The organism is Cupriavidus sp. MP-37 (genome assembly GCF_020618415.1).
Taxonomy (GTDB): domain Bacteria; phylum Pseudomonadota; class Gammaproteobacteria; order Burkholderiales; family Burkholderiaceae; genus Cupriavidus.
Genome location: NZ_CP085344.1, coordinates 2,990,986 through 3,016,117, shown reverse-complemented (window position 1 = coordinate 3,016,117; position 25,132 = coordinate 2,990,986). Strand labels below are relative to the sequence as shown.

Genomic DNA, 25,132 nt, shown 5'->3' with positions numbered 1-25,132 from the left:
GTGATTGTGCAATGCATCAGGGCTACCCGCGCGTTCGTCGTTATGTATACTGCGGGCGAATTCGCGGGCCGCCAGCGCGTGCCCAGCCTAAATTGTTTCAAGTTATGTCCGCAATCCCTGGACGCACGCCGCGCCATCCATGACCCAGTCCTCCCTGCCTGTCCCTACCGCCACTGCCGCCGATGAACCCTGGCGGGCTGAAGCCGGATCGTGGCTCCGACCCGGCGAGACTGTCCTGGCCGGACTGGCACTGGACCTCGACGCGAGGCTGCATTTTACCCAAGGGTGGCTGGTTGTGACCGACCAGCGCATCGTCGCCCGCGCCCCCGGCGAAAAAAATGTGCGGGAATGGAACATCGCCCCGGCGCTGCGCCTGTCGCATACCGACCATGCGGGGGTGGGCACGCTGGAACTGAGCGGCCCGGCAGGCCGGCTCGCCACCTGGCGATACACGCTTGGTTACAATCCCGCGGCCTTGCGGCTGGCGGACCAGTTCGAAGCCCAGCGCGATGCCGCCGGTTCGCGCCCGGCCGCCGTGGCGGGTGAGGTGCTGTGCCCGACCTGCAAGGCGCCGCTGCCACCGGACGAGGAACAGTGCCCTCAATGCAGCCGGGAACTCGAGACGCCGCCGTCGACCTGGGCACTGCTGCGGCTGTGGCGCTTTGCCCGGCCCTACCGCTGGCAGCTGCTGGGCGGTTTTTTCCTGACACTGCTGTCGACCGCCGCCACGCTGGTGCCGCCGTACCTGACCATGCCGCTGATGGACAAGGTGCTGATCCCGTTCCAGAACGGCGTGCCGATCGACTATGCGCTGGTGCGCCTGTACCTGGCCGGCTTGCTCGTGGCGGCACTGGTGGCGTGGTCGCTGGGATGGGCGCGCACCTACCTGCTGGCGCGGGTGTCGGAGCGCATCGGCGCCGATCTGCGCACCACCACCTATGAACATTTGCTAAAGCTGTCGCTCGAGTATTTCGGCGGCAAGCGCACCGGCGACCTGATGGCGCGCATCGGCTCGGAAAGCGACCGCATCTGCGTGTTCCTGTCGCTGCATTTGCTGGACTTCGCCACCGACGTGCTGATGATCCTGATGACGGCGGTGATCCTGGTCTCGATCAACCCGTGGCTGGCACTGGTGACGCTGGTCCCGTTGCCCTTTATCGCGTGGATGATCCACCTGGTGCGCGACCGGCTGCGTCATGGCTTCGAGAAGATCGACCGGATCTGGTCGGAGATCACCAACGTGCTGGCCGACACCATTCCCGGCATCCGCGTGGTCAAGGCGTTCGCACAGGAGAAGCGCGAAGTCACGCGCTTCCGCGAGGCCAACAAGCACAACCTGGCGATCAACGACCGCGTCAACGCGGTCTGGTCGCTGTTCACGCCGACGGTGACGCTGCTGACCGAGATCGGGCTGCTGATCGTGTGGGTGTTCGGCATCTGGCAGGTATCGCACAGCGCCATTACCGTGGGCGTGCTGGTGGCGTTCCTGACCTATATCAGCCGCTTCTATACGCGGCTGGATTCGATGAGCCGGATCGTCTCGGTCACGCAGAAGGCCGCCGCCGGCGCCAAGCGCATCTTCGACATCCTCGACCATGTGTCGAGCGTGCCGGAGCCGGCGCGGCCGGCCCGGCTGGACCGGGTCGAGGGCGCCATCGACATGAGCGACCTGGGCTTCCGCTACGGCAACCGTGCGGTGATCCGCGGGCTGAACCTGTCGATTGCGCCGGGCGAGATGATCGGGCTGGTCGGCCACAGCGGCTCGGGCAAGAGCACGCTGGTCAACCTGATCTGCCGCTTCTACGATGTCTCCGAGGGCGCGATCCGGGTCGACGGGGTCGATATCCGCTCGCTGCCGGTATCGGAGTATCGCCGCCATATCGGCCTGGTGCTGCAGGAGCCGTTCCTGTTCTTCGGCACGATTGCCGACAACATCGCCTACGGCAAGCCGGACGCCACGCGTGAACAGATCATTGCCGCAGCGCGGGCCGCGCATGCGCATGAGTTCATCCTGCGGCTGCCGCACGGCTATGACTCGCTGGTCGGCGAGCGCGGCCAGGCGCTGTCCGGTGGCGAACGCCAGCGTATTTCGATTGCGCGCGCGCTGCTGATCAACCCGCGCATCCTGATCATGGACGAGGCTACATCGTCGGTCGACACCGCCACCGAGAAGGAAATCCAGAAGGCGCTCGACAACCTGGTGCAGGGCCGTACCACCATTGCCATTGCGCACCGCCTGTCGACGCTGCGCAAGGCCGACCGGCTGGTGGTGATGGACCGCGGCCAGATCGTCGAAGTGGGTAGCCACGACGAACTGCTGCTGCGCGAAGGCGCGTACTACAAGCTTTACCAGGCGCAGGCGCGCAATGTCGATACCGAAGACGACGACGCCGAAGAGGCCATCCAGATCCCGGAGACTGCCCATGCCCAATGACATTGCCGCTGCCGCCGCTGCGCCGACCCCTGTGTTCACGCTGGACCGCAACCCGTTCGGCCGCCTGGTGCTGATCGCCGAGGACGGCACCGTCCATGAAGGCGTGGTGCCGGTGCGCGCCTTCCCGATCTCGGCGCCGCAAGGCGGCATCGGCATGATGAGCGCCGACGGGCACGAGGTGGTATGGATTCCGCGGCTGGAAGACCTGCCGATCGCCGAGCGCGACATGATCGAGGCGGAGCTGGCCTCGCGCGAGTTCATGCCGGAAATCGAGCGCATCGTCAGTGTGTCGACCTATGCCACGCCGAGCGTGTGGACGGTCAAGACCGACCGTGGCCAGACCGACCTGGTGCTGCGCGGCGAAGAAGCGATCCGCCGCCTGGCCGGCAGCACGCTGCTGATCTCGGACACGCACGGCATCCACTACCTGATCCGCGACCTGATGGCGCTGGACAAGCACAGCCGCAAGATACTGGACCGCTTCCTCTGAGGGGCGGCCGGGAGATCAGTGCAGCAGTTCGGACGAATCGTCGTCGTCGTCCCAGTCGTCGTGCATCACCGGCACGTCGGGTGCCATGTCGAACACCATCGAGTGATAGCGCACGCTGAACCACTCGCGAAACATCTGCAGCGACAGTTCCTCGGGCCACGCCGAGTCGTCGAACCATTCGCCGAGCATGAATTCGAAGAAGTCCTGCCAGCGCTTCTCGACCCAGCGCACGGCGTTCTCGTGCGTGTCGGCGAGTTCTTCGGGCAGCAGGAACACGCTCTGGTCTTCGCGCACCTGCTCCAGCGTCAGGCCGGCCACGGGCTGCGGGTCGACCGCCTGGATCCAGTCCAGGAACGGCTGCTCCGGGACCAGGGCGATCATGGAGCGGTTGATGGTGAAGCGGGGATGGTCGGACATCGCGAAAGCCTTGAAGGACTGCAGCGGGCTATTGTAGTCCTTCGATTCCGGGATGTAGCGACGAACCATGCCTCCGGTACGTCACTGCCGCGATCGCGCTGGCTGGCAGCGTTACTGGTAGTCCAGCGTAAACACCATCGAACTGGTGACGTTGCCTGGCGCAGGGGTGCCGCCGAGGCTGGCATAGCGCGCGCCGAAGCGATAGGTGGCGGGCACGTTGGCCTGGATGCTGCCCATGGCATTGCGCACCTGCAGCGGTACTGGCGCGGTGCCGCTGGCATTGACGATCTGCACGCCCGCGCCGCTCGCCGCGCCTGCGGTCCCGGCATTGCTGAATCCCAGGATGCCGGCCGGGGCCGATATCACCGGCGTGCCGGCAGCGCCGTCCAGCGTCACGCCGACAATCGCCGCGCTATCGCAGCTCAGCTGGATGGCGAACGGCGTGTTGCCGCCGGAGCCCTGCGTGGCGAGCGTTCTGGCGCTGATCGCCGGCAGGTTCACTGTGGTGGGGGCGAAGACATTGCAGGCGATTTCGCGCGTTGCGATGGTGCCGGAAAAGCCGATGTAGTTGTCGCGGTTGCCCGTGCCGCCCAGCGCGCCTTCCACCGACCCGTTATAGACGCCGAAACCAAAGCGGGTCTGGGCGGGGTCGAGGTTACCGGTCGAAATCGGCCCGGTCTTGACGAGCTCGATCGTCACCGACACGGAATACGTCAGGTCCGGATTGAGGTGGCCCAGGTTGGCCGCGCGGGTGTCGCACCAGACGCCCGAAGCATTGGTCATCGGCTGGCCGGCGGCATTGCGCAGGCGGATGCCGACACCCGGGACGCCGGTGGAATAGATGCCTGGCTTCACTTCGGTACCGGATCCGTAGTAGCACGAGATGATCGGGGCGCCGGGCACCACCCAGGGCAGTACCTCGGTGCAGCTGCCGCTGAACTGGTAGCTGCGCACCGTTCCGGGAATCGTGCTGTCCTCGGCAAGGTTGACCGCGATGGCCATGCTGTTGAGGGGCTGGTCATAAGGTAGCGATGGCGTGGCGGTGCATTTCGCATGGGCAAGGTGCGGTGCCGCGAAGCATGCCACCACGACCAGCCAGCGGCGCAGGAGATGGAACAGTTGGGTTCGGTTCATAGCAGGGTCAGGGATGCGGCTTGCGTCGCCAAACTCCCGCGGGGCGCGGGGATCCAGCCAGTGACAACCAGCGGCATGCCGGTCAAAGTTCCTTGCTACGATAGGACTCGCTCACTCGTGAAGCGATAAGGCTTGGCTTATTTTGCGGTCGGAAATTTTCCCGTCCCTGGCCGGCGCACCAAAAGAAAAAGCCCTCGGCCGGGTGGACGAGGGCTCGAAGTGGCAGCGGGCGAGTCGCGGATCGCCCGCATCGCATCATCGGCCGGCGTGGCGCGCCCGGCATCCCCAAATCTGGGGATGTTGTTTTTGCCCGGCGCATGTCTGGGGCGGCGCCGGGCAAAGAAAAAACCCGTGAAGCCTTGGCTATCACGGGTTTCCGGACTTCGGAGGAGGTCTCCGGAGTGAATGTTGGTGGAGCCGGCGGGAATCGAACCCGCGTCCGCAAGCCCTCCACAGAGAGTTCTACATACTTAGTTCTGTCATTTGATTTAACCGGCGCATCGCGGACGAACACGCTCTACGACGGCGAGTCACTAAATTTTCGTCTCCGGACCCGTGACACTTCCGGAGCTTATCTGACGTAAATGACCTCGCGTGGTCTTGCGACCCTAGCCCGTCAGCGAGCCAGTGCGAGGACGGCGGCCCTTAGGCTGCCAGTGCGTAACGTTCGTCGTTAGCAGTTATTGCATTCCCATTGATTAACGAGGTGACGGGTCCTCGGTATGCCCTCCACTGCTTTGTAACCCACGTCGAAACCAGGTCGGCCCCAGTGAGGAAGCTGGATTGTACCCGGTTGGACGCAAGCTGTCTTGGGGAGTTCCAGGCTGGGTGCCCGGATACTGCCAGCGCACTTTCAGGCGATCGCGGCCGGCACCAGCAGCGGGATCAGCTCCGCAGGGTGGCGGATCAGGTGGTCCGCACCCCAGGCTTCGGGCGGATCGCCGTCGCCGCAGTAGCCATAGGCCGCGGTCACGGTGATCATGCCGGCGGCCTTGCCGGCCTGGATGTCGCGCAGGTCGTCGCCCACATAGACGCAGCGGCGCGGGTCGACGCCGGCGCTGGCGGCGGCATGCAGCAGCGGGGCGGGATGCGGCTTGGCGTGCGGCGTGGTGTCGCCGCTGACCACGGCGCTGGCGCGGGGCGCCAGGCCGATCGCGGCGACCAGCGGCACCGTGAAGCGCGCGATCTTGTTCGTCACGATCCCCCACGGGATGCCCGCCGCCTCGAGCGCGGCCAGCACCTGCGGCATGCCGTCGAACAGGCGGGTGTGCACCGCGATGTCGGCTTCGTAGTAATCCAGGAAGATATCGCGCAGCGCCGGGAATTCCGCGTCTTCCGGGCGCAGGCCAAAGGCGGCGCCCAGCAGTCCGCGCGCGCCATGCGAGGCGACGGGGCGCAGCTTGTCGTAGGCCACGGGCGGGCGGCCGCGTTCGACCACCAGCCGGTTCGCCGCGGCGGCCAGGTCCGGCGCGGTGTCGGCGAGGGTGCCGTCGAGATCGAAGAAGACCCCTGCGATCGCCGCGCTCATGCCGCCACCCGGCGGAACGCCATCAGGTAATTTACGTCCGTGTCGCGGCCCAGCGTATAGACCTGCGACAGCGGGTTGTAGGTCATGCCGCGCATCTCGACCAGGTCCAGCCCGGCCTGGCGCGCAAAGCGGGCCAGTTCGGAAGGCGTGATGAACTTTTCGTAGTCGTGGGTGCCGCGCGGCAGCATGTTCAGCACGTATTCGGCGCCGACGATGGCCAGCAGGTACGCCTTCAGGTTGCGGTTGATGGTCGAGAAGAACACATGGCCACCCGGCCGCACCAGCGTCGCGCACGCTCGCACGATCGACGCCGGATCCGGCACGTGTTCGAGCATTTCCATGCAAGTCACCACATCCACGCTGGCCGGCTCGCGCGCCGCCAGTGCTTCGGCGGCGATCTCCTCGTAGGTCACGGCAACGCCGGACTCCAGGCTGTGCAGGTCGGCCACCTTCAGCGCCTTGCTGGAGAGATCGATGCCGCGCACGGTGGCGCCAAGGCGGGCCATGCTCTCGGACAGGATGCCACCGCCGCAGCCCACGTCGACCACCCGCTTGCCCGCCAGCCCGGCGATGCCATCGATCCAGCCCAGGCGCAGCGGGTTCAGCTCGTGCAGCGGCTTGAACTCGCTCTGCGGATCCCACCAGCGGTGGGCCAGTTCGCTGAATTTATCGATTTCCTTGGGGTCGGCATTCCGGCGCGGCGGGTGCTGGCTGGCGGCGTCGGCTGCGGGGAGGGTTTGCGATTGCAACGTCATCGTATGCGGGTCCGGCGGCACTGGCCGCGGCGGGTGAAGGAAGGGACAGTCCGGGCAACTGTACCAAAAAAAAAGCCCAGCTTGCGCTGGGCTTCTTGGATCGGAAGGGTTCCGATTAACGTGCGCTGCGGGTGCCGACCACTTCGACTTCCACGCGGCGGTTCGGCTGCTGGCAGGCGATCTGCGACTTGCGGTTGCCCTTGCACGACTTCGGATCAACCTTCAGCTGGCGCTTGCCCTTGCCTTCGGTGTAGACGCGGTTGGCTTCAACGCCCTTGCTCACCAGGTAAGCCTTGACCGATTCAGCGCGGCGGATCGACAGGCGATCGTTGTACTTGTCCGAGCCGAACGAGTCGGTGTGGCCAACGGCGATGATGACTTCCAGGGTGATGCCTTGCAGCTTGGAGACCAGGTCGTCCAGCTTGGCCTTGCCTTCGGGCTTCAGCACAGCCTTGTCGAAGTCGAACAGGGTGTCAGCAGCGAAAGTGACCTTCTCGCTCGAGACGACCGGCGGAGCCACCGGAGCCGGGGCCGGTGCCGCAACGGCCGGAGCCAGGGCGCCGTCGCACAGCGCGTTGGCCGTGGCCGGGGTCCAGGAGCTGTCGCGCCAGCAGAGCTCGTTCGTGCCATTCTTCCACACGTACTCGCTCGTACCGTTGCCCCAGTTGTCGTTCACTGCCTTCTTTTCATAAGGGACGGACTGAGCTTGAGCGGATGCAGCCATTACTGCGGTAGCTGCAACGAGCGCGAGCTTGGCAAATTTTTTCATATTTCTCCTCTCAGGATGAGATCACCGCAGGGTTACTGCGAGCAAATGGACGAAAACAAGTCATACATTCTTCGGAGTATAACATTCTCGATGTGGCGGATGCTCCACTTCGAACAATGTCTGGCTCTTCGCTGGGGAATTGTGCCACAAGGGTCGTTTCCTAAGAAGTAAATATATTCGATTCGCCGCATGGGTTTTGGGCCTGTGGTGTTTGTGCAACATGGGTCTTGTGTCGCCCGCAAAGCCTTGTGGCATCAGGGATTCCGGGTTTTAGTGCGGGCCTGCGCAGGCGCCCGCGAGGCCTGTCCGGAGAGCCGCGGGGAGGGGGTGCCGGCATGTTAGAATGGCACGTTGCCCAGCCGTCAGGCGCCCACCGGCGCCGCGTGCCAAAGGGCCTGTCATTCGCTTAAACCTGCCGCATAAACCACGCCGCAATGGATCCATTCGCAAAAGAAACCCTTCCGGTCTCCCTAGAAGAGGAAATGCGCCGCTCCTACCTGGATTACGCCATGAGCGTGATCGTCGGGCGCGCGCTTCCTGACGTCCGGGACGGCCTGAAACCGGTGCACCGGCGCGTGCTGTATGCGATGCACGAGCTCAATAACGACTGGAACCGCGCCTACAAGAAGTCAGCCCGTATCGTCGGCGATGTGATTGGTAAGTACCATCCGCACGGCGATACCGCAGTCTACGACACCATCGTGCGCATGGCGCAGGATTTCTCGCTGCGCTACATGCTGGTCGATGGCCAGGGCAATTTCGGTTCCGTCGACGGCGATAACGCCGCGGCCATGCGTTATACCGAAATCCGGCTGTCGAAAATCGCCCACGAGATGCTGCATGACATCGACAAGGAAACCGTCGATTTCGACAGCAACTACGACGGCTCTGAAAAAGAGCCCTCGATTCTGCCGGCGCGTATTCCCAATCTGCTAATCAATGGTTCGTCGGGTATTGCGGTGGGCATGGCCACCAATATCCCGCCGCATAACCTGAATGAAATCGTCGATGGTTGTCTGCACCTGCTGCGCAATCCGCAGGCGACCGTGGACGAGCTGATTGAATTGATTCCGGCTCCGGATTTTCCGACCGCCGGCATTATCTATGGCATTCAGGGCGTGCGCGAAGGCTACCGCACCGGTCGCGGCCGCGTGGTGATGCGCGCCAAGACGCACTTCGAGGATATCGACCGCGGCCAGCGCCAGGCCATCATCGTCGACGAGCTGCCTTACCAGGTCAACAAGCGCACCCTGCTGGAGCGCATCGCCGAGCTGGTCACCGAAAAGAAGATCGAAGGCATCTCGGACATCCGCGACGAGTCGGACAAGTCCGGCATGCGGGTGGTGATCGAGCTCAAGCGCAACGAGGTGCCCGAGGTCGTCCTCAACAACCTATATAAGAACACCCAGCTGCAGGACACATTCGGCATGAACATGGTGGCGCTGGTCGACCGCCAGCCGCGCCTGCTGAACCTGCGCCAGATGCTCGAGTACTTCCTGGCGCACCGCCGCGAGGTGGTGACCCGCCGCACGGTGTTCGAGCTGCGCAAGGCCCGCGAACGCGGCCATGTGCTGGAAGGCCTGGCCGTGGCGCTGGCCAACATCGACGAGTTCATTGCCATCATCAAGGCTGCGCCGACGCCCCCGATCGCCAAGCAGGAACTGATGAGCAAGGCATGGGATTCGGCGCTGGTCCGCGAAATGCTGGCCCGCGCGGAAGGCGAAACCCCGGGCGGGCGCGCTTCGTACCGGCCGGACGGATTGCCGGCGATTTTCGGCATGCAGGCCGACGGCCTGTACCGGCTGTCGGACGGCCAGGCGCAGGAAATCCTGCAAATGCGCCTGCAACGCCTCACCGGCCTCGAACAGGACAAGATCGTCCAGGAATATCGCGACATCATGGCGGAAATCGCCGACCTGCTCGATATCCTGGCGCGCCCGGAACGCATTACCACCATCATCATCGACGAACTGACGTCGATCCGCGCCGAATTCGGCGATGAGCGCCGTTCCCAGATCGAGCTGAACGCGACCGAACTGGATACCGAGGACCTGATCACCCCGCAGGACATGGTGGTCACGCTGTCGCACAGCGGCTATATGAAGAGCCAGCCGATCTCCGAATACCGCGCCCAGAAGCGCGGCGGGCGGGGCAAGCAGGCGGCGGCGACCAAGGAAGACGACTGGATCGACACGCTGTTCGTGGCCAACACCCACGATTACATCCTGTGCTTCTCCAACCGCGGCCGGCTCTACTGGCTGAAGGTCTACGAAGTGCCGCAGGGTTCACGCAACTCGCGCGGGCGGCCGATCGTCAACATGTTCCCGCTGTCGGAAGGCGAGAAGATCAATGTCATCCTGCCGGTGCGTCAGTTTGACGCCGAGCACTTCATCTTCATGGCGACCGCGCGCGGCACGGTCAAGAAGACCGCGCTGACCGAGTTCTCCAATCCGCGCAAGGCCGGCATCATCGCGGTCGACCTTGACGAGGGCGACTATCTGATCGGTGCGGCGGTGACGGACGGCCAGCACGACGTGATGCTGTTCTCGGACGCTGGCAAGGCCGTGCGCTTCGACGAGAACGATGTGCGTCCGATGGGCCGGCAGGCGCGCGGCGTGCGCGGCATGAACCTGGACGACGGCCAGGCCGTGATCGCGATGCTGGTGGCGCCGGCCGAGACCGCTGAAGAGACGGCTGACACGGGCGTGCGCGGCAGCGTGCTGACCGCGACCGAGAACGGCTATGGCAAGCGCACGCCGATCGCCGAGTACACTCGACACGGCCGTGGCACCAAGGGCATGATTGCGATCCAGACGAGCGAGCGCAATGGCCGTGTGGTGGCTGCTGCACTGGTTTCGCCCGAAGACGAAATCATGCTGATCACCACTGGCGGCGTGCTGATCCGTACGCGGGTGGCGGAAATCCGCGAAATGGGCCGCGCCACCCAGGGTGTCACGCTGATCAACGTGGACGAGGGCACCAAGCTGTCCGGGCTGCAGCGCATCGTCGAAAGCGATGCCGACAACGGCGGCAATGGCGAGGAGCCGGACGAGGCCGAGGGCGCGGAAGGCGCCGAGGGCACTGAAGGTGCCGCAGGTGCGGATGCCGACGCGAATCCTTAAGACCAAACGTAAATTGTTGCAACAATAGGACGCCAGCCGGAACTCGCCTCGCGGCTGTCCGGACTAAAACGGACGTATTTACCAGGGAGTCACAATGCTCAAAACCTATCGACGTATCGCTGTTCTGGCTGCTTTTGTCCCGACCTTCATGATGGCGCAGCATGCCCACGCCCAGGACGCGGAAAAGACGGCAGCCATCAAGGAACTGCTTTCCGTCATGCAGGCAGACCAGGCTGTAAAGGGCCAGGCCGAGAACTGGCAGCAAGGCGCCAAGCAGGAAGCGCCGCTGGTCCTCGAGCAGGTGCTGGTCGAAAACAAGACCCTGAGCGACAAGCAGAAGCAGGCCGCGGTTGAAAAGCTGAAGAAGAACGGCGCGGTCCAGCGCGTCGTGGACGGCGCCGGCACCGCGTTCACCACCGATGGCTTCCGCAAGGATGCCATCCAGGCGCACTACGATGCCTTCGGCAAGTACTACACCACGCAGGAACTGAAGGACCTGACCACCTTCCTGAAGTCGCCGACCGGCCAGAAGTTCATGGCCAACCAGGGCAAGGCAACGCAGGAAATCTGGGGCTCGATGATGCAGAAGTACGGCCCGCAGGTCGGCAAGTCGATGCGCGACGCCGCCGAGAAGGAAATCACCGCCGCTTCGAAGTGATGCCGGCGTGATCCGCAACGGATCCGCCTGCCGCGCGCCCGGCAGCGTTCGGGCGGGCGCGGCAACCCGGGGGCTGCCCCGGGCGCCCAACGGGGCGCGGGTTTGAGGGATAATGGCTGCTTGGGTAACACCGGCAGCCATTTTTCTTTCCCCCCGTCTCATGAACGATCCCCAGAATCCCGCTCTTGCCGGCATGATGCAGCGTGCATTGGCCGAACGCGTCTACAACTTCTCGCCCGGCCCGGCGGCGCTGCCCGCCGAAGTGCTGCAGCAGGCCGCCGAGGAGATGCTGTCCTGGCGCGGGACCGGGGTGTCGGTGATGGAGATGAGCCACCGCAGCCGCGAATTCGAAGGCATCCACAACCAGGCCATCGCCGACCTGCGCGAGCTGCTGCATATTCCCGCCAACTACCGCGTGCTGTTCCTGCAGGGCGGCGCCATCGGCGAAAACGGCATCGTGCCGCTGAACCTGATGCGCCTGCGCCATGCCGACGCAGCCAAGGCCGACTTTGTCGTTACCGGCACCTGGTCGGTCAAGACCGAGCAGGAAGCCCGCCGCTATGGCGCGGTCAATATCGCGGCGAGCAGCGAGGCACAGAAATACCATCGCATTCCCGACGTGGCCGAGTGGAAGCTGTCGGACGATGCCGGCTACGTGCACCTGTGCACCAACGAGACCATCGTCGGCGTCGAGTTCCAGCAGATTCCCGATATCGGCCAGGTCAAGGGCGACCGCGTCGTGGTGGCGGATGCTTCCAGCCATATCCTGTCGCGGCCCATCGACTGGTCGCGCGTGCAGGTCGTCTACGGCGGCGCGCAGAAGAACATCGGCCCGGCCGGCGTCACCATCGTGATCGTGCGCGAGGACCTGATCGGCCATGCCCATCCGCTGTGCCCGTCGGCATTCAACTGGCGCCTGGTGGCCGAGCACAACTCGATGTACAACACCCCGCCGACCTATGCGATCTATGTCGCCGGCCTGGTGTTCCAGTGGCTCAAGCGCCAGGGTGGCGTACCCGCGATCGAACAGCGCAATATCGCCAAGGCGTCGGCGCTGTACGACTACCTCGACCAGAGCGATTTCTATCGCAACGAAATCCACCCCAGCTGCCGCTCGCGCATGAACGTGCCGTTCTTCCTGGGCGACGAATCGCGCAACGAGGCCTTCCTGCAGCAGGCGCGGGCCAACGGCCTGGTGCAGCTGAAGGGGCACAAGACCGTGGGCGGCATGCGCGCCAGCATCTACAACGCCATGCCGCTCGAGGGCGTGATGGCGCTGATCGAATTCATGCGCGAGTTCGAGCGGACCTCCGCCTGACGCGCATTCCCGCTTGGCGGGCGCGCGCATGCCGGCACGGCATGCGGGCCCGCGCGGGCAGTTTTCCTGGCCGCCCCGCCCGGCGGCCCACCGGATTGATACAACATGACAAGCCAAGACCGCACCCCCGCGCGCGAGGAGACGCCGCCCAATGCGCCGCAGAACGGCGACAGCCACCTGAGTGATGCCGAGCGCAAGCTGTCGGTCGAGCTGGGGCCGCTGCGCGAGCAGATCGATAGCGTCGACCGCGAGCTGCTGGCGATGCTGAACCGCCGCGCGAAGCTGGCGCTCGAAGTGGGCGAGGTCAAGAAGAAGTACGGCGCGCCGGTGTTCCGTCCGGAGCGCGAGCTGCAGGTCATCCGCAAGGTGCAGGGCGCCAACCCGGGCCCGCTGCTGGGCGAAAGCGTGGCGGCGATCTGGCGCGAGGTGATGTCCGCCTGCCGCGGGCTGGAGAAGCCGCTGGAAGTGGCGTTCCTGGGCCCGGCCGGCACCTTCTCCGAGCAGGCGCTGTACGCGCATTTCGGCCACGAAGTGTCGGGCGTGCCTTGCCCCAGCATCGACGAAGTGTTCCGCGCGGTCGAGGCGGGCACGGTCGAGTACGGCGTGGTGCCGGTCGAGAATTCCACCGAGGGCGCGGTGTCGCGCACGCTCGACCTGTTCCTGCAGACCTCGCTGAAGATCAGCGGCGAGATCGCGCTCAAGGTGCACCACAACCTGATGGCATCGACCCCTGACATGAAGGGCGTCACGGTGGTGCGCGCGCATGCGCAGGCGCTGGCGCAGTGCCAGCACTGGCTGACCGCCAATTATCCGCAGCTCGAGCGCCAGGCGGTGTCGAGCAATGCCGAAGCGGCGCGCATGGCGAGCGAAGACCCGACCGTGGCCGCGATTGCCGGCGAGTCCGCCGCCAACCGCTACCACCTGCACCTGGTGCGCACGCATATCCAGGACGATCCGCACAACCGCACGCGCTTTGCCGTGATCGGCCGCTATGAGACCGAGCCGTCGGGCAGCGACCAGACTTCGCTGATCCTGTCGGTGCCCAACAAGGCCGGCGCGGTGTACCAGTTGCTGGCGCCGCTGGCCGAGAACGGCGTGTCGATGTGCCGCTTCGAGTCGCGCCCGGCGCGCAGCGGCGCGTGGGAATACTACTTCTACGTCGACGTGGAAGGGCACCAGCATGAGCCGGCGGTGGCGCGCGCGATCGAAGAGCTGCGCCGCAATGCCGCCTACCTGAAGGTGCTGGGCTCGTACCCGTCGAGCAAGTAAGGCAGCCCAGACCAGCACAAGGAGACGAGATGGCAGAGCAGGGCAAGCAAGGCGGCGCATCGGTATTCGGGCCGGATTATGTGCGGGCGATTTCGCCATACGTGGCCGGCAAGCCGATTGCCGAAGTCGCGCGCGAGTTCGGCCTGGACGAGGCCGCCATCGTCAAGCTCGCCTCCAACGAGAATCCGCTGGGCATGCCGGAATCGGCCCGCAGCGCGGTGGCGGCGGCCGTGGCCGAACTGGGCCGCTATCCCGATGCCAACGGCTTCGCGTTGAAGGAGGCGCTGTCGGCGCGCTTCGGCGTGCCCGCCGACTGGCTGACCCTCGGCAACGGCAGCAACGACATCCTCGAACTGGCCGCGCATGCGCTGGTGGAGCCGGGCCAGTCGATCGTCTATGCCGAGTACTCGTTCGCGGTGTACGCGCTCGCCACGCAGGAGATCGGCGCACGTGCCATCGAGGTGCGCGCGCGCGACTACGGCCACGACCTGGACGCGATGGCCGCGGCGATCGCGCCGGATACGCGCCTGGTCTTTATCGCCAACCCGAACAACCCGACCGGCACCTTCCTGCCGGCCGCCCGGATCGAGGCGTTCCTGCAGCGGGTGCCGAGCCATGTCGTGGTAGTGCTGGACGAGGCCTACAACGAGTACCTCGATGCCGACCAGCAATACGATGCGATCGCCTGGGTGCGCCGCTACCCCAACCTGATGGTGTCGCGCACATTCTCCAAGGCCTACGGGCTGGCGGGGCTGCGCATCGGCTACGCGGTGGCGCAGCCGGAGCTGACCGACCTGCTGAACCGCATCCGTCAGCCGTTCAACGTCAACAGCGTGGCGCAGGCAGCGGCCATCGCCGCGCTGGCCGATACGGATTTCCTGCGCCGCAGTGCCCAGCTGAACCGCAGCGGCAAGCGGCAGCTGACCGAGGCGTTCGACCGGCTCGGCCTGGAATACGTGCCGTCGTCCGGAAACTTCGTGCTGGTGCGCGTCGGCGACGATGACGGCGCCGGCGCGCGCGTCAACCTGGCATTGCTGAAACAGGGCGTGATCGTGCGGCCGGTGGGCAACTACAACCTGCCGCGCTGGCTGCGCGTGACCATCGGCTTGCCGGAAGAAAACGCGGCGTTTATCGCGGCGCTGGAGCGGGCGCTGGCCTGAGGCCGGCGCCGCGGACGCTGGCGGGTCTCGTCACGTTTTGATTGACCTCGGTCTGAACCGAACTACCGCCGCTTGCGGCCTGTGATTGTGAGTGCATTGCATTTTTCCCGTGTTGTCATTTTCGGCGTCGGCCTGATCGGCGGCTCGCTCGCGCTGGCGCTCAAGCGCGCCGGCGTGGTGGGCACGGTGGTCGGGGTCGGACGCTCGGCGGCTTCGCTGCAGAAAGCGCTGGACCTGGGCGTCATCGACGAGGCCGCGACGCTGGCCGATGCCGCGCGCGGCGCCAGCGTGATCGTGCTGTGCGCGCCGGTGGCGCAGAACTTCGCGTTGCTGCATGCGCTCGAGCCGCACTTGCAGCCGGGCACCATCGTTACCGATGCCGGCAGCACCAAGTCCGACGTGATCATCGCCGCCAAGACCGCGCTGGGCGACAAGGCCGCGCAGTTCGTGCCGGCCCACCCGATCGCCGGGCGCGAGCTCAATGGCGTCGAAGCCGCCTTGCCGGACCTGTACGAGGGCAAGAAGACCGTGCTGTGCCCGCTGCAGGAAAACGCGCGCGCGGACGTCGCCGCCGTGCGCGCCATGTGGGAAAGCGCCGGCGCGCATTGCCACGTGATGTCGGCGGTGCAGCACGACGCGGTGTTCGCGGCGGTCAGCCATTTGCCGCATGTGTTGTCGTACGCGCTGGTGGCGCAGGTGGCCAACGCTGAAGACGCGGCGCTGAAGCTGGATTTCGCCGGCGGCGGCTTCCGCGACTTCACGCGTATCGCCGCCTCGTCGCCGGAAATGTGGCGCGACATCTGCGTCGCCAACCGCGAGGCGCTGCTGCGCGAATTGAATACTTACCAGTCGGTGCTGGCGCACCTGAAGACGCTGATCGAGAAGGGCGACGGCGACGCGCTCGAGCGCATCTTCACGCGTGCGAGCAAGACCCGCCTGGCCTGGGGCGCCGAGCGTGCCGCGGGCAACAACCATATCGAACCCTGATCGAACCCTGACCGAACCCTGATGGCTTTTGCCAATCGCCTGACCGCGGCGCCCCGGCGCCCAAGACATCCATGGAACACCTGACGCTAGGCCCCCTGACCCGCGCCCACGGCACCGTGCGGCTGCCGGGCTCGAAGAGCATCTCCAACCGCGTGCTGCTGCTGGCTGCGCTGGCCGACGGCGAGACCCGCGTGCGCGACCTGCTCGACTCGGACGATACGCGCGTGATGCTGCAGGCGCTGCGCACGCTGGGCGTGGCCTGGCGCCAGGAGGGCGCCGACTACATCGTCACCGGCGCCGGCGGCAACTTTCCGACCAAGTCCGCCGAACTGTTCATGGGCAACGCCGGCACCGCGATCCGTCCGCTGACTGCCGCGCTGGCGCTGCAAGGCGGCAGCTACAAGCTATCCGGCGTGCCGCGCATGCACGAGCGGCCGATCGGCGACCTCGTCGATGGCTTGCGCCAGGTTGGCGCGGTGATCGACTACCTTGGCAACGAAGGCTTTCCGCCGCTGCATATCCAGCCGGCCAGCCTGCGCATCGACGCGCCGATCCGCGTGCGCGGCGATGTCTCGAGCCAGTTCCTGACCGCGCTGCTGATGAGCCTGCCGCTGGCGCAAGCCGCCAGCGGCCGCATCGAGATCGAAGTGGTGGGCGAGCTGATCTCGAAGCCGTATATCGAGATCACGCTGAACCTGCTGGCACGCTTCGGCATCGAGGTGGAGCGGCACGGCTGGGAGCGCTTCGTGCTGCCCGCAGCGGCGGCTTACCGCTCGCCGGGCGAGATCTTTGTCGAGGGCGACGCGTCGTCGGCTTCGTATTTCCTGGCCGCCGGTGCGATCGGCGGCGGTCCGGTGCGGGTGGAAGGCGTCGGCATGGCCAGCATCCAGGGCGATGTGCGCTTTGCCGACGCGCTCAACCGCATGGGCGCCAATGTGATGGCCGGTGACAACTGGATCGAGGTGCGCGGCACGGAACGCGACGACGGACGCCTGCACGGCATCGAGCTGGACTGCAACCATATCCCCGATGCGGCCATGACGCTGGCGGTGGCGGCGCTGTTTGCCGAGGGCACCACCACGCTGACCAATATTGCCAGCTGGCGCGTCAAGGAAACCGACCGCATCGCGGCGATGGCGACCGAACTGCGCAAGCTGGGTGCGGTGGTGGAAGAGGGCGCCGACTACCTGCGCGTGACGCCGCCGCAGCCGTGGCAGACCCCGGCGGACGGCATTGGCACCTATGATGACCATCGCATGGCGATGTGTTTCTCGCTGGCGGCATTCGGTCCGTTGCCGGTGCGGATCAATGATCCGGGCTGCGTGGCGAAGACGTTCCCGGATTATTTCAGCGTGTTTGCCGGCGTCACGCGCTGACCAGCCCGGTGCCGGCGCCAGTGCCGGCGCCCGTGCCGGCGGTTTGCGCGGCGCGGTCGTTCGGGGCTGAGGCCTGGCGGCGTTCGCGCTTGTCCCAGTACCGGTCGAAGAAGTAGTGGGCCACGGTATTGATGGCCGGCTCGATAAAGGTGACGGCACCGCTCACAGCCAGGCTGCCGGTCAGCGCATAGGTCACGCTGAACGCGATGCCGAGGTGCATGATGCCGAACGTCAGGGTTTTTGCCATGGTAGATTGCCTCGCGACCGATACTGAGGGATGCGTTGCGCTTGCCGCAGCGCGATGCCATGGATCAAATGATAATGATTCTCAATAGAATTAACAATCAATCGTTTCACTGGGTGCTATAAGCAATGACTATCGTCAACGTCATCACCATTGACGGGCCGACCGCCTCTGGCAAGGGCACGGTGGCGCACAAGGTTGCCGACGCGGTGGGCTTCCACCTGCTCGACAGCGGCGCGCTGTACCGGCTGGTAGCGCTGGCCAGCGACCGCGCAGGTGTTGACCTGGCCGATATCGACAGCCTGGCGCGAATCGCTACGCGCCTCGATGTGAAGTTCGGGCCCGACCGCGTCTGGCTGCAAGGCGAGGAAGTCAGCCTGGCGATCCGCGCCGAGGCGATCGGCAACCGTGCCTCGGCCATCGCCGTGCACCAGCCGGTGCGCGACGCGCTGACCCAGCTGCAGCGCAGCTTCCGCAAGCTGCCCGGCCTGGTGGCGGACGGCCGCGACATGGGCACCGTGATCTTCCCGGACGCCCAGCTCAAGGTGTTCCTGACGGCAAGTGTCGAGGCGCGCGCGCGCAGGCGCTATAAACAATTGATTGATAAGGGAATTTCTGCTAATATCGAAGACCTTTTGCGTGACCTCGAGGCGCGCGACGCGCGGGATCGCACCCGTGCCGCCGCGCCGCTGCGTCCCGCCGAGGATGCAAAGCTGCTCGATACCTCCGACATGACGGTGGATCAGGCAGTGGCGCAGGTGCTGGAGTGGTTTGCCGCTGTGCGGCCCGATGCATGACATGCAGCGGGCGCATCGGTAGAAGCGGCGCGCCCTTCCGTACCCGATGGCGTCAGTCCGGGCCCGTGCCCGCGCTGGCTTTTGTCAAACCTGACCCCGCTGCACTGGCAGACTGAGCGCGATCGTCGCGCCGGCCAGCGTACTGCGGATTTCACCTTACGTTTATGTCCGACCTGCAAACTAACGAATCCTTTGCCGCACTGTTCGAGGAATCGATCGCCCGCTCCAATATGAAGGCTGGCGAAGTGATCTCCGCTGAAGTCGTGCGCATCGACCACAACTTCGTGGTCGTCAACGCCGGCCTCAAGTCCGAGGCATTTGTGCCGGTGGAGGAGTTCCTGAACGACCAGGGCGAACTCGAAGTGCAGGCCGGCGACTACGTCTCCGTGGCCATCGACGCACTCGAGAACGGCTATGGCGACACCATCCTCTCGCGCGACAAGGCCAAGCGCCTGGCCTCGTGGCTGAACCTCGAGAAGGCACTGGAAGACGGCGAGATCATCTCGGGTACCGTGACCGGCAAGGTCAAGGGCGGCCTGACGGTGATGGTCAACGGCATCCGCGCGTTCCTGCCGGGCTCGCTGGTTGACGTGCGTCCGATCAAGGACACCACCCCGTACGAAGGCAAGACCCTGGAATTCAAGGTCATCAAGCTGGACCGCAAGCGCAACAACGTTGTGCTGTCGCGCCGCGCCGTGGTCGAGGCTACGCTGGGCGAAGAGCGCCAGAAGCTGATGGAAACCCTGAAGGAAGGCGCCATCGTCAACGGTATCGTCAAGAACATCACCGACTACGGTGCGTTCGTTGACCTGGGCGGCATCGACGGCCTGCTGCACATCACCGACCTGGCCTGGCGCCGTGTCCGCCACCCGAGCGAAGTGCTGTCGGTTGGCCAGGAAATCACCGCCAAGATCCTCAAGTTCGACCAGGAAAAGAACCGCGTCTCGCTGGGCGTGAAGCAGCTGGGCGAAGATCCGTGGGTCGGCATCTCGCGCCGCTACCCGCAAGGCACCCGCCTGTTCGGCAAGGTCACCAACCTGACCGACTACGGCGCGTTCGTCGAGATCGAAGCCGGCATCGAAGGCCTGGTGCACGTGTCGGAAATGGACTGGACCAACAAGAACGTGGCCCCGTCCAAGGTTGTCCAGCTGGGCGACGAAGTCGAAGTCATGGTGCTGGATATCGACGAAGACAAGCGTCGTATCAGCCTGGGCATGAAGCAGTGCAAGGCCAACCCGTGGGACGATTTCTCGCGCAACCACAAGAAGGGCGACAAGCTGAGCGGCCAGATCAAGTCGATCACCGACTTCGGCGTGTTCATCGGCCTGCCGGGCGGCATCGACGGCCTGGTGCACCTGTCCGACCTGTCCTGGCAAGAGTCCGGCGAAGAGGCCGTGCGCAAGTACAAGAAGGGCGACGAAGTCGAAGCCGTGGTGCTGGGCATCGACGTCGACAAGGAACGCATCTCGCTGGGCATCAAGCAGCTGTCGGGCGATCCGTTCAACAACTTCATCTCGGCCAACGACAAGGGTTCGCTGGTTCAGGGCACGATCAAGGCCGTTGACGCCAAGGGTGCCGTGGTTCAGCTGGCAGACGACGTGGAAGGCTACCTGCGTGCTTCGGAAATCTCCGCTGACCGCGTGGAAGATGCCCGCAACGTGCTGAAGGAAGGCGAGCAGATCACCGCCCTGGTGGTGAACGTCGACCGCAAGTCGCGCAACATCAACCTGTCGATCAAGGCCAAGGACAGCGCAGAGCAGCAGGAAGCGATGCAGAAGTTCCAGGCCGACACCGGCACCGCCGGCACGACCAACCTCGGCGCCCTGCTGAAGGCCAAGCTCGGCCAGGACAACCAGTAATCGCAGGCCCCCGCGCTTGCGCGTATGCCCATGACCAAGTCGGAGCTTGTCGAAAAACTGGCTGCCCGCTTCCCCCAGCTGCTGCTGCGGGATGCGGACATCTCGGTGAAAACGATACTCGACGCGATGTCCGAAGCGTTGGCCGACGGCCACCGCATCGAGATCCGCGGATTCGGCAGTTTTGGTCTGAACAAGCGTCCGCCTCGCGTGGGGCGCAATCCCAAGTCCGGCGAGCGGGTGCTGGTGCCTGAGAAACGGGTGCCGCACTTCAAGGCGGGCAAGGAATTGCGTGAACGGGTTGACCGCAGCCAGCCGGCGCCCTCGGGCGCCAATGGCAACGGCCATTCCGGCGGCACGGCGCAAGCCCTGCCGGGCAAGGCCAGCCAGGGCGCGGCATCCGCCGCGCCGACGGGTTTGCATGAGAGCGGACTGGATTTCATTCGCTCCTGACCGGCCTTGCCTCACAGTCTGTTGCTGTATTGTCAAAAAAGCGCTCCTTGGGGCGCTTTTTTTTGTCCATGCGATTTGCGGTGGCACGCCGCATCGCCGGTACGGCCTGCCTCCGACACCAGCGAGGCGTGAGCCGGGACGCCGTTACCGCCACGTTACCGAATCCGTGAAGTGATTCCGTTACAATGCCGGGGTCTTTGCCGGGCCTCGCACAGGGCGTCGTGTTACCCGCTGTCTCCGTGCTTGCCTGCCCCATCGCCACGCTGCCTCGCCGCTTACCCGCATGAAACTGTTTGCCTGGATCGTCCGCATCGTCGTATTCGTGCTGCTGTTCGTGCTGGCCCTGCGCAATACCGCAGAAGCTTCGCTGCAGCTGTTCTTCAATGCCGTCTGGCATGCGCCGCTGATCCTGATCCTGTTTGCCGCGTTTGCGCTGGGGGCGGTGGCCGCGCTGGCCTCGGTGGCGCCCGGAATGATGCGCCAGCGCATGGAACTGGCGAAGCTGCGCCGGGCGCTCGCGGACGCCCGGGCCTCGACGGCGCCATCGACGTCGCCATCGGCGGCGCCATCGACGGCACCGGCAAGCGCCGCCCCGGTGCCGCGCGACGGCAAGTCTCCCTATAACGTAGTCGGCCCGAAAGTCTGATCCATGATGTTCGAAACCTGGTGGCTGCTGGCGCTGCCGCTTGTCTTTGGCCTGGGCTGGATGGCGGCGCGCTTCGACGTGCGCCAGCTCATCAGCGAGCAGGGCGCCTTGCCGCGCTCCTACTTCAAGGGACTCAATTTCCTGCTCAACGAGCAGCCCGACAAGGCCATCGACGCCTTTGTCGAAGTGGCCCGGCTGGACCCGGAAACCACCGAACTGCACTTTGCGCTGGGCGCGCTGTTCCGGCGCCGCGGCGAAACCGAGCGCGCCATCCGCGTGCACCAGAACCTGGCCACGCGCCCCGATCTGCCCGAGCCCGAGCGCGAGCATGCGTTGTTCGAGCTGGGCGAAGACTACCTGCGCGCGGGCCTGCTGGACCGTGCCGAGGAATCGCTGCGCCGGCTGATGTCGGGCCCGTATGCGGCCTCGGCCAAGCGCGTGCTGCTCGAGCTCTATGAAGTGGAAAAGGAATGGCAGAAGGCCATTGATGCCGCGCGCGAACTGCAGACGCTCGAGCAGAAGAGCTACAGCCTGCAGATCGCGCAGTTCTGCTGCGAGCTGGCGCAGGACGCGCTGCAGCGCAAGCGCCCGGAAGATGCGGTGAAATGGCTGAACCAGGCGGTGGCCGAAAATCCCGCCAACGTGCGCGCGCCGATCCTGCTGGGCGACGTCGCCGCGGCCGCTGGCGATGCGCGCGCGGCGCTGGGCCACTGGCTCGGCATCGAGCGGCAGGATGCGTCGTTCCTGCCGCTGGTGGCCGAGCGCGTGGTCAAGGCCTATGCCGCGCTGGACGAGCAGGGCGTGGCGCTGGAATGGCTGCGCGGCCTGCTCAAGGGCAAGCTCGCGCCCGAGGTGCTCGATACCGCGTACAAGGCCGAGCTGGAAGTGAACGGCCCGGAAGCCGCGGCGCAACTGATGCGCGAGCAGCTGCGGCGCCAGCCCACGCTGCTGGCGCTGACCAAGTATTTCGAGGCGCAGGCGGCAGTGGCCGTCGCCGCGCCCGCCGCGCAAACCGCTGGGGTCGACGCCGCGGCTGGCCCGGCTGAAGGCGCGCAAGATGGCGCGCAAGATGGCGACGAAGCGAAGGAAACCACCGCCATCCGCGACCTGCTGCAACTGCGCACGCGCAACCTGGCGCGCTATACCTGCCGCGAATGCGGGTTCCGTGCGCGGCTGTTCTATTGGCAGTGCCCTGGTTGCAACCGCTGGGAAACCTATGCCCCGCGGCGTTCCGAAACGCTCGGCTGATTGCGGTGGCCGTGCAAGGCATGTGAATTGAAGCTATGAAAGTCACCATTATCGGCAGCGGCTACGTGGGTCTGGTCACCGGCGCCTGCCTGGCGGAACAGGGCAACGACGTGTTCTGCCTGGACCTGGACGAACAGAAGATCGCGCTGCTCAATGCGGGCGGCGTGCCGATCTACGAGCCCGGCCTGCAGGAACTGATCCAGCGCAACCGCGAGGCCGGCCGCCTGACCTTTTCCACCGATGTGGCGGCCAGTGTCGAGCATGCCGACGTGCAGTTCATCGCCGTGGGCACGCCGCCGGACGAGGACGGCTCGGCCGACCTCAAGTACGTGCTGGCGGCGGCGCGCAATATCGGCCGCCACATGACCGGCTTCAAGGTGGTGGTCGACAAATCGACCGTGCCGGTGGGCACCGGCGACCGCGTCACCGCGGCGATCCGCGAGGAACTGGCCGCGCGCGGGCTGGAAGACCTGCAGTTCTCGGTGGTGTCGAACCCCGAGTTCCTGAAGGAGGGCGCCGCGGTCGAAGACTTCATGCGCCCCGACCGCATCGTGCTGGGCTGCAATGCCGACGCCGCCGGCCGCCACGCGCAGGCCACCATGCGGCAGCTGTACGCGCCGTTCAACCGCCATCACGAGCGCACCTTCTATATGGACGTGCGCTCGGCCGAGTTCACCAAGTACGCGGCCAATTCGATGCTGGCCACGCGCATCTCGTTCATGAACGAGCTGGCCAACCTCGCCGACGAAGTCGGCGCCGATATCGAGCTGGTGCGCATGGGCATCGGCTCGGACCCGCGCATCGGCTACAGTTTCCTGTATGCCGGCGCCGGCTATGGCGGATCGTGCTTTCCCAAGGACGTGCAGGCGCTGATGCGCACCGCCGCCGACCACGGCAAGCCGATGCGCGTGCTGGAGGCGGTGGAAGCCGTCAACGGCGCGCAGAAGCGCGTGCTTGGCCAGAAGATCGTGCGCCGTTTCGGCGACGACCTGAGCGGCCGCGTGTTCGCGGTCTGGGGCCTGGCGTTCAAGCCCAATACCGATGACATGCGCGAGGCGCCGTCGCGCGTGCTGGCGCGAGAGCTGGTGTCGCGCGGTGCGTCGCTGCGCGTGCATGATCCGGTGTCGATGGCCGAGGCCCGGCGGGTGCTCGAGGCCGACCTCGCCGACGTGCCGGGCGGCGCCGCGCGCGTGAGCTTCCACCAGCACCAGATGGACGCCCTCGACGGCGCCGACGCGCTGGCGATCGTGACCGAATGGAAGGTGTTCCGCAGCCCCGATTTCGCGCAGATCAAGCGGCGGCTGAAGTCGCCGGTGATTTTCGATGGACGCAATTTGTATGAGCCCGAGGCGATGCGCGAGACCGGCGTGGAATACCACGCCATCGGCCGCCCGACCCGCAAGGCAGCGCCGGCGAACGAATGAGGCGCAGGCGGGTCAACCGACTCATCAACCGATAAGCTAACGCGGTGGCCGCGGCCGCCGCGACCTTGCCAAGGATCTTCATGAACAAGACCGTCATTCCGCAGGAGCAGATCCGGCAGTCCCATATCCTGGTGGTCGGCGACATGATGCTGGACCGCTATTGGTTCGGCGACGTCGAGCGCATTTCGCCCGAAGCGCCGGTGCCGGTGGTGCAGGTCAAGCGCAGCGACGAGCGCCTGGGCGGCGCCGCCAACGTGGCCCGCAACGCCGCGGCGCTGGGCGCGCGCGTGGGCATGCTGGGCGTGGTCGGCGACGACGAGCCGGCGCGCACGCTCGAGGCCCTGCTGGCCGAGAGCCACGTGCAGCCCTACCTGCACCGCGATGCCAAGATCAACACCACCATCAAGCTGCGCGTGGTAGCGCACCAGCAGCAGCTGCTGCGCGTCGATTTCGAGAATACGCCGGCGCATGAAGTGCTGCTCGCGGTACAGGACCGCTTCCAGGGCCTGATCAACGATTACCAGGTGCTGGTGTTGTCCGACTACGGCAAGGGCGGGCTGACCCATGTCACGCGCATGATCGATGCCGGCCGCGCGGCCGGGCGCAAGGTGCTGGTCGATCCCAAGGGCGACGACTACTCGCGCTACCGCGGCGCCACGCTGATCACCCCCAACCGCGCCGAGATGCGCGCCGTGGTCGGCGCCTGGAAGACCGAGGCCGACCTGACCATCCGCGCGCAGAACCTGCGCCGCGCACTGCAGCTCGAAGCGTTGCTGCTGACGCGCTCGGAAGAGGGCATGACGCTCTATACCGAAGCCGAAGTGCTGCACGTCTCCGCCCAGGCGCGCGAGGTCTATGATGTATCCGGTGCGGGCGACACCGTGATCGCCACGCTCGCCACCATGATGGGTGCCGGCGTGCCGCTCAAGGAAGCCGTGCAGCATGCCAATCGCGCCGGCGGCATCGTGGTCGGCAAGCTGGGCACCGCCGTCGTCACTTATCCTGAATTGTTCGGCGCCGCCGCCTGAGGCGCGCGCCCACTTTTGA

Annotated in this window: 22 protein-coding genes and 1 other RNA gene; 16 read left to right on the top strand and 7 right to left on the bottom strand. The window is 65.7% G+C overall.

Annotated features, from left to right (window positions below; genetic code table 11):
- The first annotated feature begins 139 nt into the window (after window positions 1-139).
- Together LIN44_RS13930 and LIN44_RS13925 are read left to right on the top strand one after the other, a co-directional pair.
- The gene (locus tag LIN44_RS13930) at window positions 140-2,434 is read left to right on the top strand and encodes an ABC transporter ATP-binding protein (protein ID WP_227312570.1); all 2,295 of its coding nucleotides are present in this window, start codon (window positions 140-142) and stop codon (window positions 2,432-2,434) included.
- Window positions 2,424-2,924, top strand: a complete 501-nt coding sequence (locus tag LIN44_RS13925; protein WP_227312569.1) for a DUF1854 domain-containing protein — start codon at window positions 2,424-2,426, stop codon at window positions 2,922-2,924. Before LIN44_RS13930 ends, LIN44_RS13925 begins: the two co-directional genes overlap by 11 nt.
- Window positions 2,925-2,939: 15 nt before the next feature.
- Here LIN44_RS13925 and LIN44_RS13920 read toward each other — a convergent pair whose 3' ends face one another.
- The 6 genes from LIN44_RS13920 to ompA all read right to left on the bottom strand — a co-directional run bounded on the left by LIN44_RS13920 (window position 2,940) and on the right by ompA (window position 7,527).
- Complete coding sequence (locus tag LIN44_RS13920) at window positions 2,940-3,341, bottom strand: hypothetical protein (protein WP_227314402.1); 402 nt, start codon at window positions 3,339-3,341, stop codon at window positions 2,940-2,942.
- Between the two features lie 111 nt (window positions 3,342-3,452).
- A complete protein-coding gene (locus LIN44_RS13915) occupies window positions 3,453-4,475 on the bottom strand; it encodes a fimbrial protein (RefSeq protein ID WP_227312568.1) in 1,023 nt (340 codons plus the stop codon).
- Between the two features lie 409 nt (window positions 4,476-4,884).
- Window positions 4,885-5,243, bottom strand: a transfer-messenger RNA (tmRNA) gene (ssrA, locus tag LIN44_RS13910).
- Window positions 5,244-5,328: 85 nt separating this feature from the next.
- The gene (gene gph, locus LIN44_RS13905; RefSeq protein ID WP_227312567.1) at window positions 5,329-6,003 is read right to left on the bottom strand and encodes a phosphoglycolate phosphatase; all 675 of its coding nucleotides are present in this window, start codon (window positions 6,001-6,003) and stop codon (window positions 5,329-5,331) included.
- Window positions 6,000-6,758 (bottom strand): bifunctional 2-polyprenyl-6-hydroxyphenol methylase/3-demethylubiquinol 3-O-methyltransferase UbiG, encoded by a 759-nt coding sequence (gene ubiG, locus LIN44_RS13900; RefSeq protein WP_227312566.1) that lies wholly within the window; start codon window positions 6,756-6,758, stop codon window positions 6,000-6,002. The genes gph and ubiG overlap by 4 nt, the downstream gene beginning before the upstream one ends.
- A gap of 115 nt (window positions 6,759-6,873) precedes the next feature.
- Window positions 6,874-7,527 carry an outer membrane protein OmpA gene (gene ompA, locus LIN44_RS13895; protein ID WP_012352078.1) on the bottom strand — a complete coding sequence of 218 codons (654 nt, stop codon included), beginning with the start codon at window positions 7,525-7,527 and terminating at the stop codon, window positions 6,874-6,876.
- 434 nt (window positions 7,528-7,961) lie between these two features.
- On the opposite strand from ompA, the gene gyrA reads away from it, so the two are divergent.
- From gyrA to aroA, 7 genes are all read left to right on the top strand, one after another.
- Window positions 7,962-10,649, top strand: a complete 2,688-nt coding sequence (gene gyrA, locus LIN44_RS13890; RefSeq protein ID WP_227312565.1) for a DNA gyrase subunit A — start codon at window positions 7,962-7,964, stop codon at window positions 10,647-10,649.
- 94 nt (window positions 10,650-10,743) lie between these two features.
- A complete protein-coding gene (locus tag LIN44_RS13885) occupies window positions 10,744-11,307 on the top strand; it encodes a DUF2059 domain-containing protein (RefSeq protein ID WP_092308167.1) in 564 nt (187 codons plus the stop codon).
- A 160-nt stretch (window positions 11,308-11,467) separates the two neighbouring features.
- Window positions 11,468-12,625 carry a 3-phosphoserine/phosphohydroxythreonine transaminase gene (gene serC / locus LIN44_RS13880; protein WP_227312564.1) on the top strand — a complete coding sequence of 386 codons (1,158 nt, stop codon included), beginning with the start codon at window positions 11,468-11,470 and terminating at the stop codon, window positions 12,623-12,625.
- A 105-nt stretch (window positions 12,626-12,730) separates the two neighbouring features.
- Complete coding sequence (gene pheA / locus LIN44_RS13875; RefSeq protein ID WP_227312563.1) at window positions 12,731-13,894, top strand: prephenate dehydratase; 1,164 nt, start codon at window positions 12,731-12,733, stop codon at window positions 13,892-13,894.
- 29 nt (window positions 13,895-13,923) lie between these two features.
- Window positions 13,924-15,054 (top strand): histidinol-phosphate transaminase, encoded by a 1,131-nt coding sequence (gene hisC, locus LIN44_RS13870; RefSeq protein ID WP_227312562.1) that lies wholly within the window; start codon window positions 13,924-13,926, stop codon window positions 15,052-15,054.
- Between the two features lie 87 nt (window positions 15,055-15,141).
- Complete coding sequence (locus LIN44_RS13865; protein WP_227312561.1) at window positions 15,142-16,041, top strand: prephenate dehydrogenase/arogenate dehydrogenase family protein; 900 nt, start codon at window positions 15,142-15,144, stop codon at window positions 16,039-16,041.
- A 71-nt stretch (window positions 16,042-16,112) separates the two neighbouring features.
- Complete coding sequence (gene aroA / locus LIN44_RS13860) at window positions 16,113-17,417, top strand: 3-phosphoshikimate 1-carboxyvinyltransferase (protein WP_227312560.1); 1,305 nt, start codon at window positions 16,113-16,115, stop codon at window positions 17,415-17,417.
- Here the strand turns inward: aroA and LIN44_RS13855 are convergent.
- Entirely contained in the window at window positions 17,407-17,664 is a 258-nt protein-coding gene (locus LIN44_RS13855; protein ID WP_227312559.1) for a DUF2061 domain-containing protein, read from the bottom strand. The two genes, aroA and LIN44_RS13855, sit on opposite strands and share 11 nt — an antisense overlap.
- Before the next feature lie 125 nt (window positions 17,665-17,789).
- Here LIN44_RS13855 and cmk point away from each other — a divergent pair, with 125 nt between their 5' ends.
- The 7 genes from cmk (at window position 17,790) to rfaE1 (ending at window position 25,113) form a co-directional block, all read left to right on the top strand.
- Window positions 17,790-18,458, top strand: a complete 669-nt coding sequence (gene cmk, locus LIN44_RS13850) for a (d)CMP kinase (RefSeq protein ID WP_227312558.1) — start codon at window positions 17,790-17,792, stop codon at window positions 18,456-18,458.
- A gap of 164 nt (window positions 18,459-18,622) precedes the next feature.
- A complete protein-coding gene (gene rpsA, locus LIN44_RS13845; protein ID WP_012352088.1) occupies window positions 18,623-20,317 on the top strand; it encodes a 30S ribosomal protein S1 in 1,695 nt (564 codons plus the stop codon).
- A 30-nt stretch (window positions 20,318-20,347) separates the two neighbouring features.
- Window positions 20,348-20,767 (top strand): integration host factor subunit beta, encoded by a 420-nt coding sequence (locus LIN44_RS13840; protein ID WP_227312557.1) that lies wholly within the window; start codon window positions 20,348-20,350, stop codon window positions 20,765-20,767.
- 283 nt (window positions 20,768-21,050) lie between these two features.
- Window positions 21,051-21,413: a lipopolysaccharide assembly LapA domain-containing protein gene (locus tag LIN44_RS13835; RefSeq protein WP_227312556.1), complete on the top strand. Its 363-nt coding sequence runs from the start codon at window positions 21,051-21,053 to the stop codon at window positions 21,411-21,413.
- A 3-nt stretch (window positions 21,414-21,416) separates the two neighbouring features.
- Window positions 21,417-22,661 (top strand): lipopolysaccharide assembly protein LapB, encoded by a 1,245-nt coding sequence (lapB, locus tag LIN44_RS13830; protein WP_227312555.1) that lies wholly within the window; start codon window positions 21,417-21,419, stop codon window positions 22,659-22,661.
- Window positions 22,662-22,696: 35 nt separating this feature from the next.
- Window positions 22,697-24,085 (top strand): UDP-glucose/GDP-mannose dehydrogenase family protein, encoded by a 1,389-nt coding sequence (locus tag LIN44_RS13825; RefSeq protein ID WP_227312554.1) that lies wholly within the window; start codon window positions 22,697-22,699, stop codon window positions 24,083-24,085.
- 80 nt (window positions 24,086-24,165) lie between these two features.
- A complete protein-coding gene (rfaE1, locus tag LIN44_RS13820; RefSeq protein WP_012352093.1) occupies window positions 24,166-25,113 on the top strand; it encodes a D-glycero-beta-D-manno-heptose-7-phosphate kinase in 948 nt (315 codons plus the stop codon).
- Window positions 25,114-25,132 lie beyond the last annotated feature (19 nt).

Coding starts and splice junctions, on each gene's coding strand:
- LIN44_RS13885 (WP_092308167.1), top strand. CDS start 10,744: ATGCTCAAAACCTATCGACGTATCGCTGTTCTGGCTGCTTTTGTCCCG.
- serC (WP_227312564.1), top strand. CDS start 11,468: ATGAACGATCCCCAGAATCCCGCTCTTGCCGGCATGATGCAGCGTGCA.
- pheA (WP_227312563.1), top strand. CDS start 12,731: ATGACAAGCCAAGACCGCACCCCCGCGCGCGAGGAGACGCCGCCCAAT.
- ompA (WP_012352078.1), bottom strand. CDS start 7,527: ATGAAAAAATTTGCCAAGCTCGCGCTCGTTGCAGCTACCGCAGTAATG.
- ubiG (WP_227312566.1), bottom strand. CDS start 6,758: ATGACGTTGCAATCGCAAACCCTCCCCGCAGCCGACGCCGCCAGCCAG.
- gyrA (WP_227312565.1), top strand. CDS start 7,962: ATGGATCCATTCGCAAAAGAAACCCTTCCGGTCTCCCTAGAAGAGGAA.
- LIN44_RS13925 (WP_227312569.1), top strand. CDS start 2,424: ATGCCCAATGACATTGCCGCTGCCGCCGCTGCGCCGACCCCTGTGTTC.
- gph (WP_227312567.1), bottom strand. CDS start 6,003: ATGAGCGCGGCGATCGCAGGGGTCTTCTTCGATCTCGACGGCACCCTC.
- aroA (WP_227312560.1), top strand. CDS start 16,113: ATGGAACACCTGACGCTAGGCCCCCTGACCCGCGCCCACGGCACCGTG.
- LIN44_RS13930 (WP_227312570.1), top strand. CDS start 140: ATGACCCAGTCCTCCCTGCCTGTCCCTACCGCCACTGCCGCCGATGAA.
- LIN44_RS13915 (WP_227312568.1), bottom strand. CDS start 4,475: ATGAACCGAACCCAACTGTTCCATCTCCTGCGCCGCTGGCTGGTCGTG.
- LIN44_RS13855 (WP_227312559.1), bottom strand. CDS start 17,664: ATGGCAAAAACCCTGACGTTCGGCATCATGCACCTCGGCATCGCGTTC.
- LIN44_RS13920 (WP_227314402.1), bottom strand. CDS start 3,341: ATGTCCGACCATCCCCGCTTCACCATCAACCGCTCCATGATCGCCCTG.
- LIN44_RS13825 (WP_227312554.1), top strand. CDS start 22,697: ATGAAAGTCACCATTATCGGCAGCGGCTACGTGGGTCTGGTCACCGGC.
- LIN44_RS13840 (WP_227312557.1), top strand. CDS start 20,348: ATGACCAAGTCGGAGCTTGTCGAAAAACTGGCTGCCCGCTTCCCCCAG.
- hisC (WP_227312562.1), top strand. CDS start 13,924: ATGGCAGAGCAGGGCAAGCAAGGCGGCGCATCGGTATTCGGGCCGGAT.
- lapB (WP_227312555.1), top strand. CDS start 21,417: ATGATGTTCGAAACCTGGTGGCTGCTGGCGCTGCCGCTTGTCTTTGGC.
- cmk (WP_227312558.1), top strand. CDS start 17,790: ATGACTATCGTCAACGTCATCACCATTGACGGGCCGACCGCCTCTGGC.
- rpsA (WP_012352088.1), top strand. CDS start 18,623: ATGTCCGACCTGCAAACTAACGAATCCTTTGCCGCACTGTTCGAGGAA.
- rfaE1 (WP_012352093.1), top strand. CDS start 24,166: ATGAACAAGACCGTCATTCCGCAGGAGCAGATCCGGCAGTCCCATATC.
- LIN44_RS13835 (WP_227312556.1), top strand. CDS start 21,051: ATGAAACTGTTTGCCTGGATCGTCCGCATCGTCGTATTCGTGCTGCTG.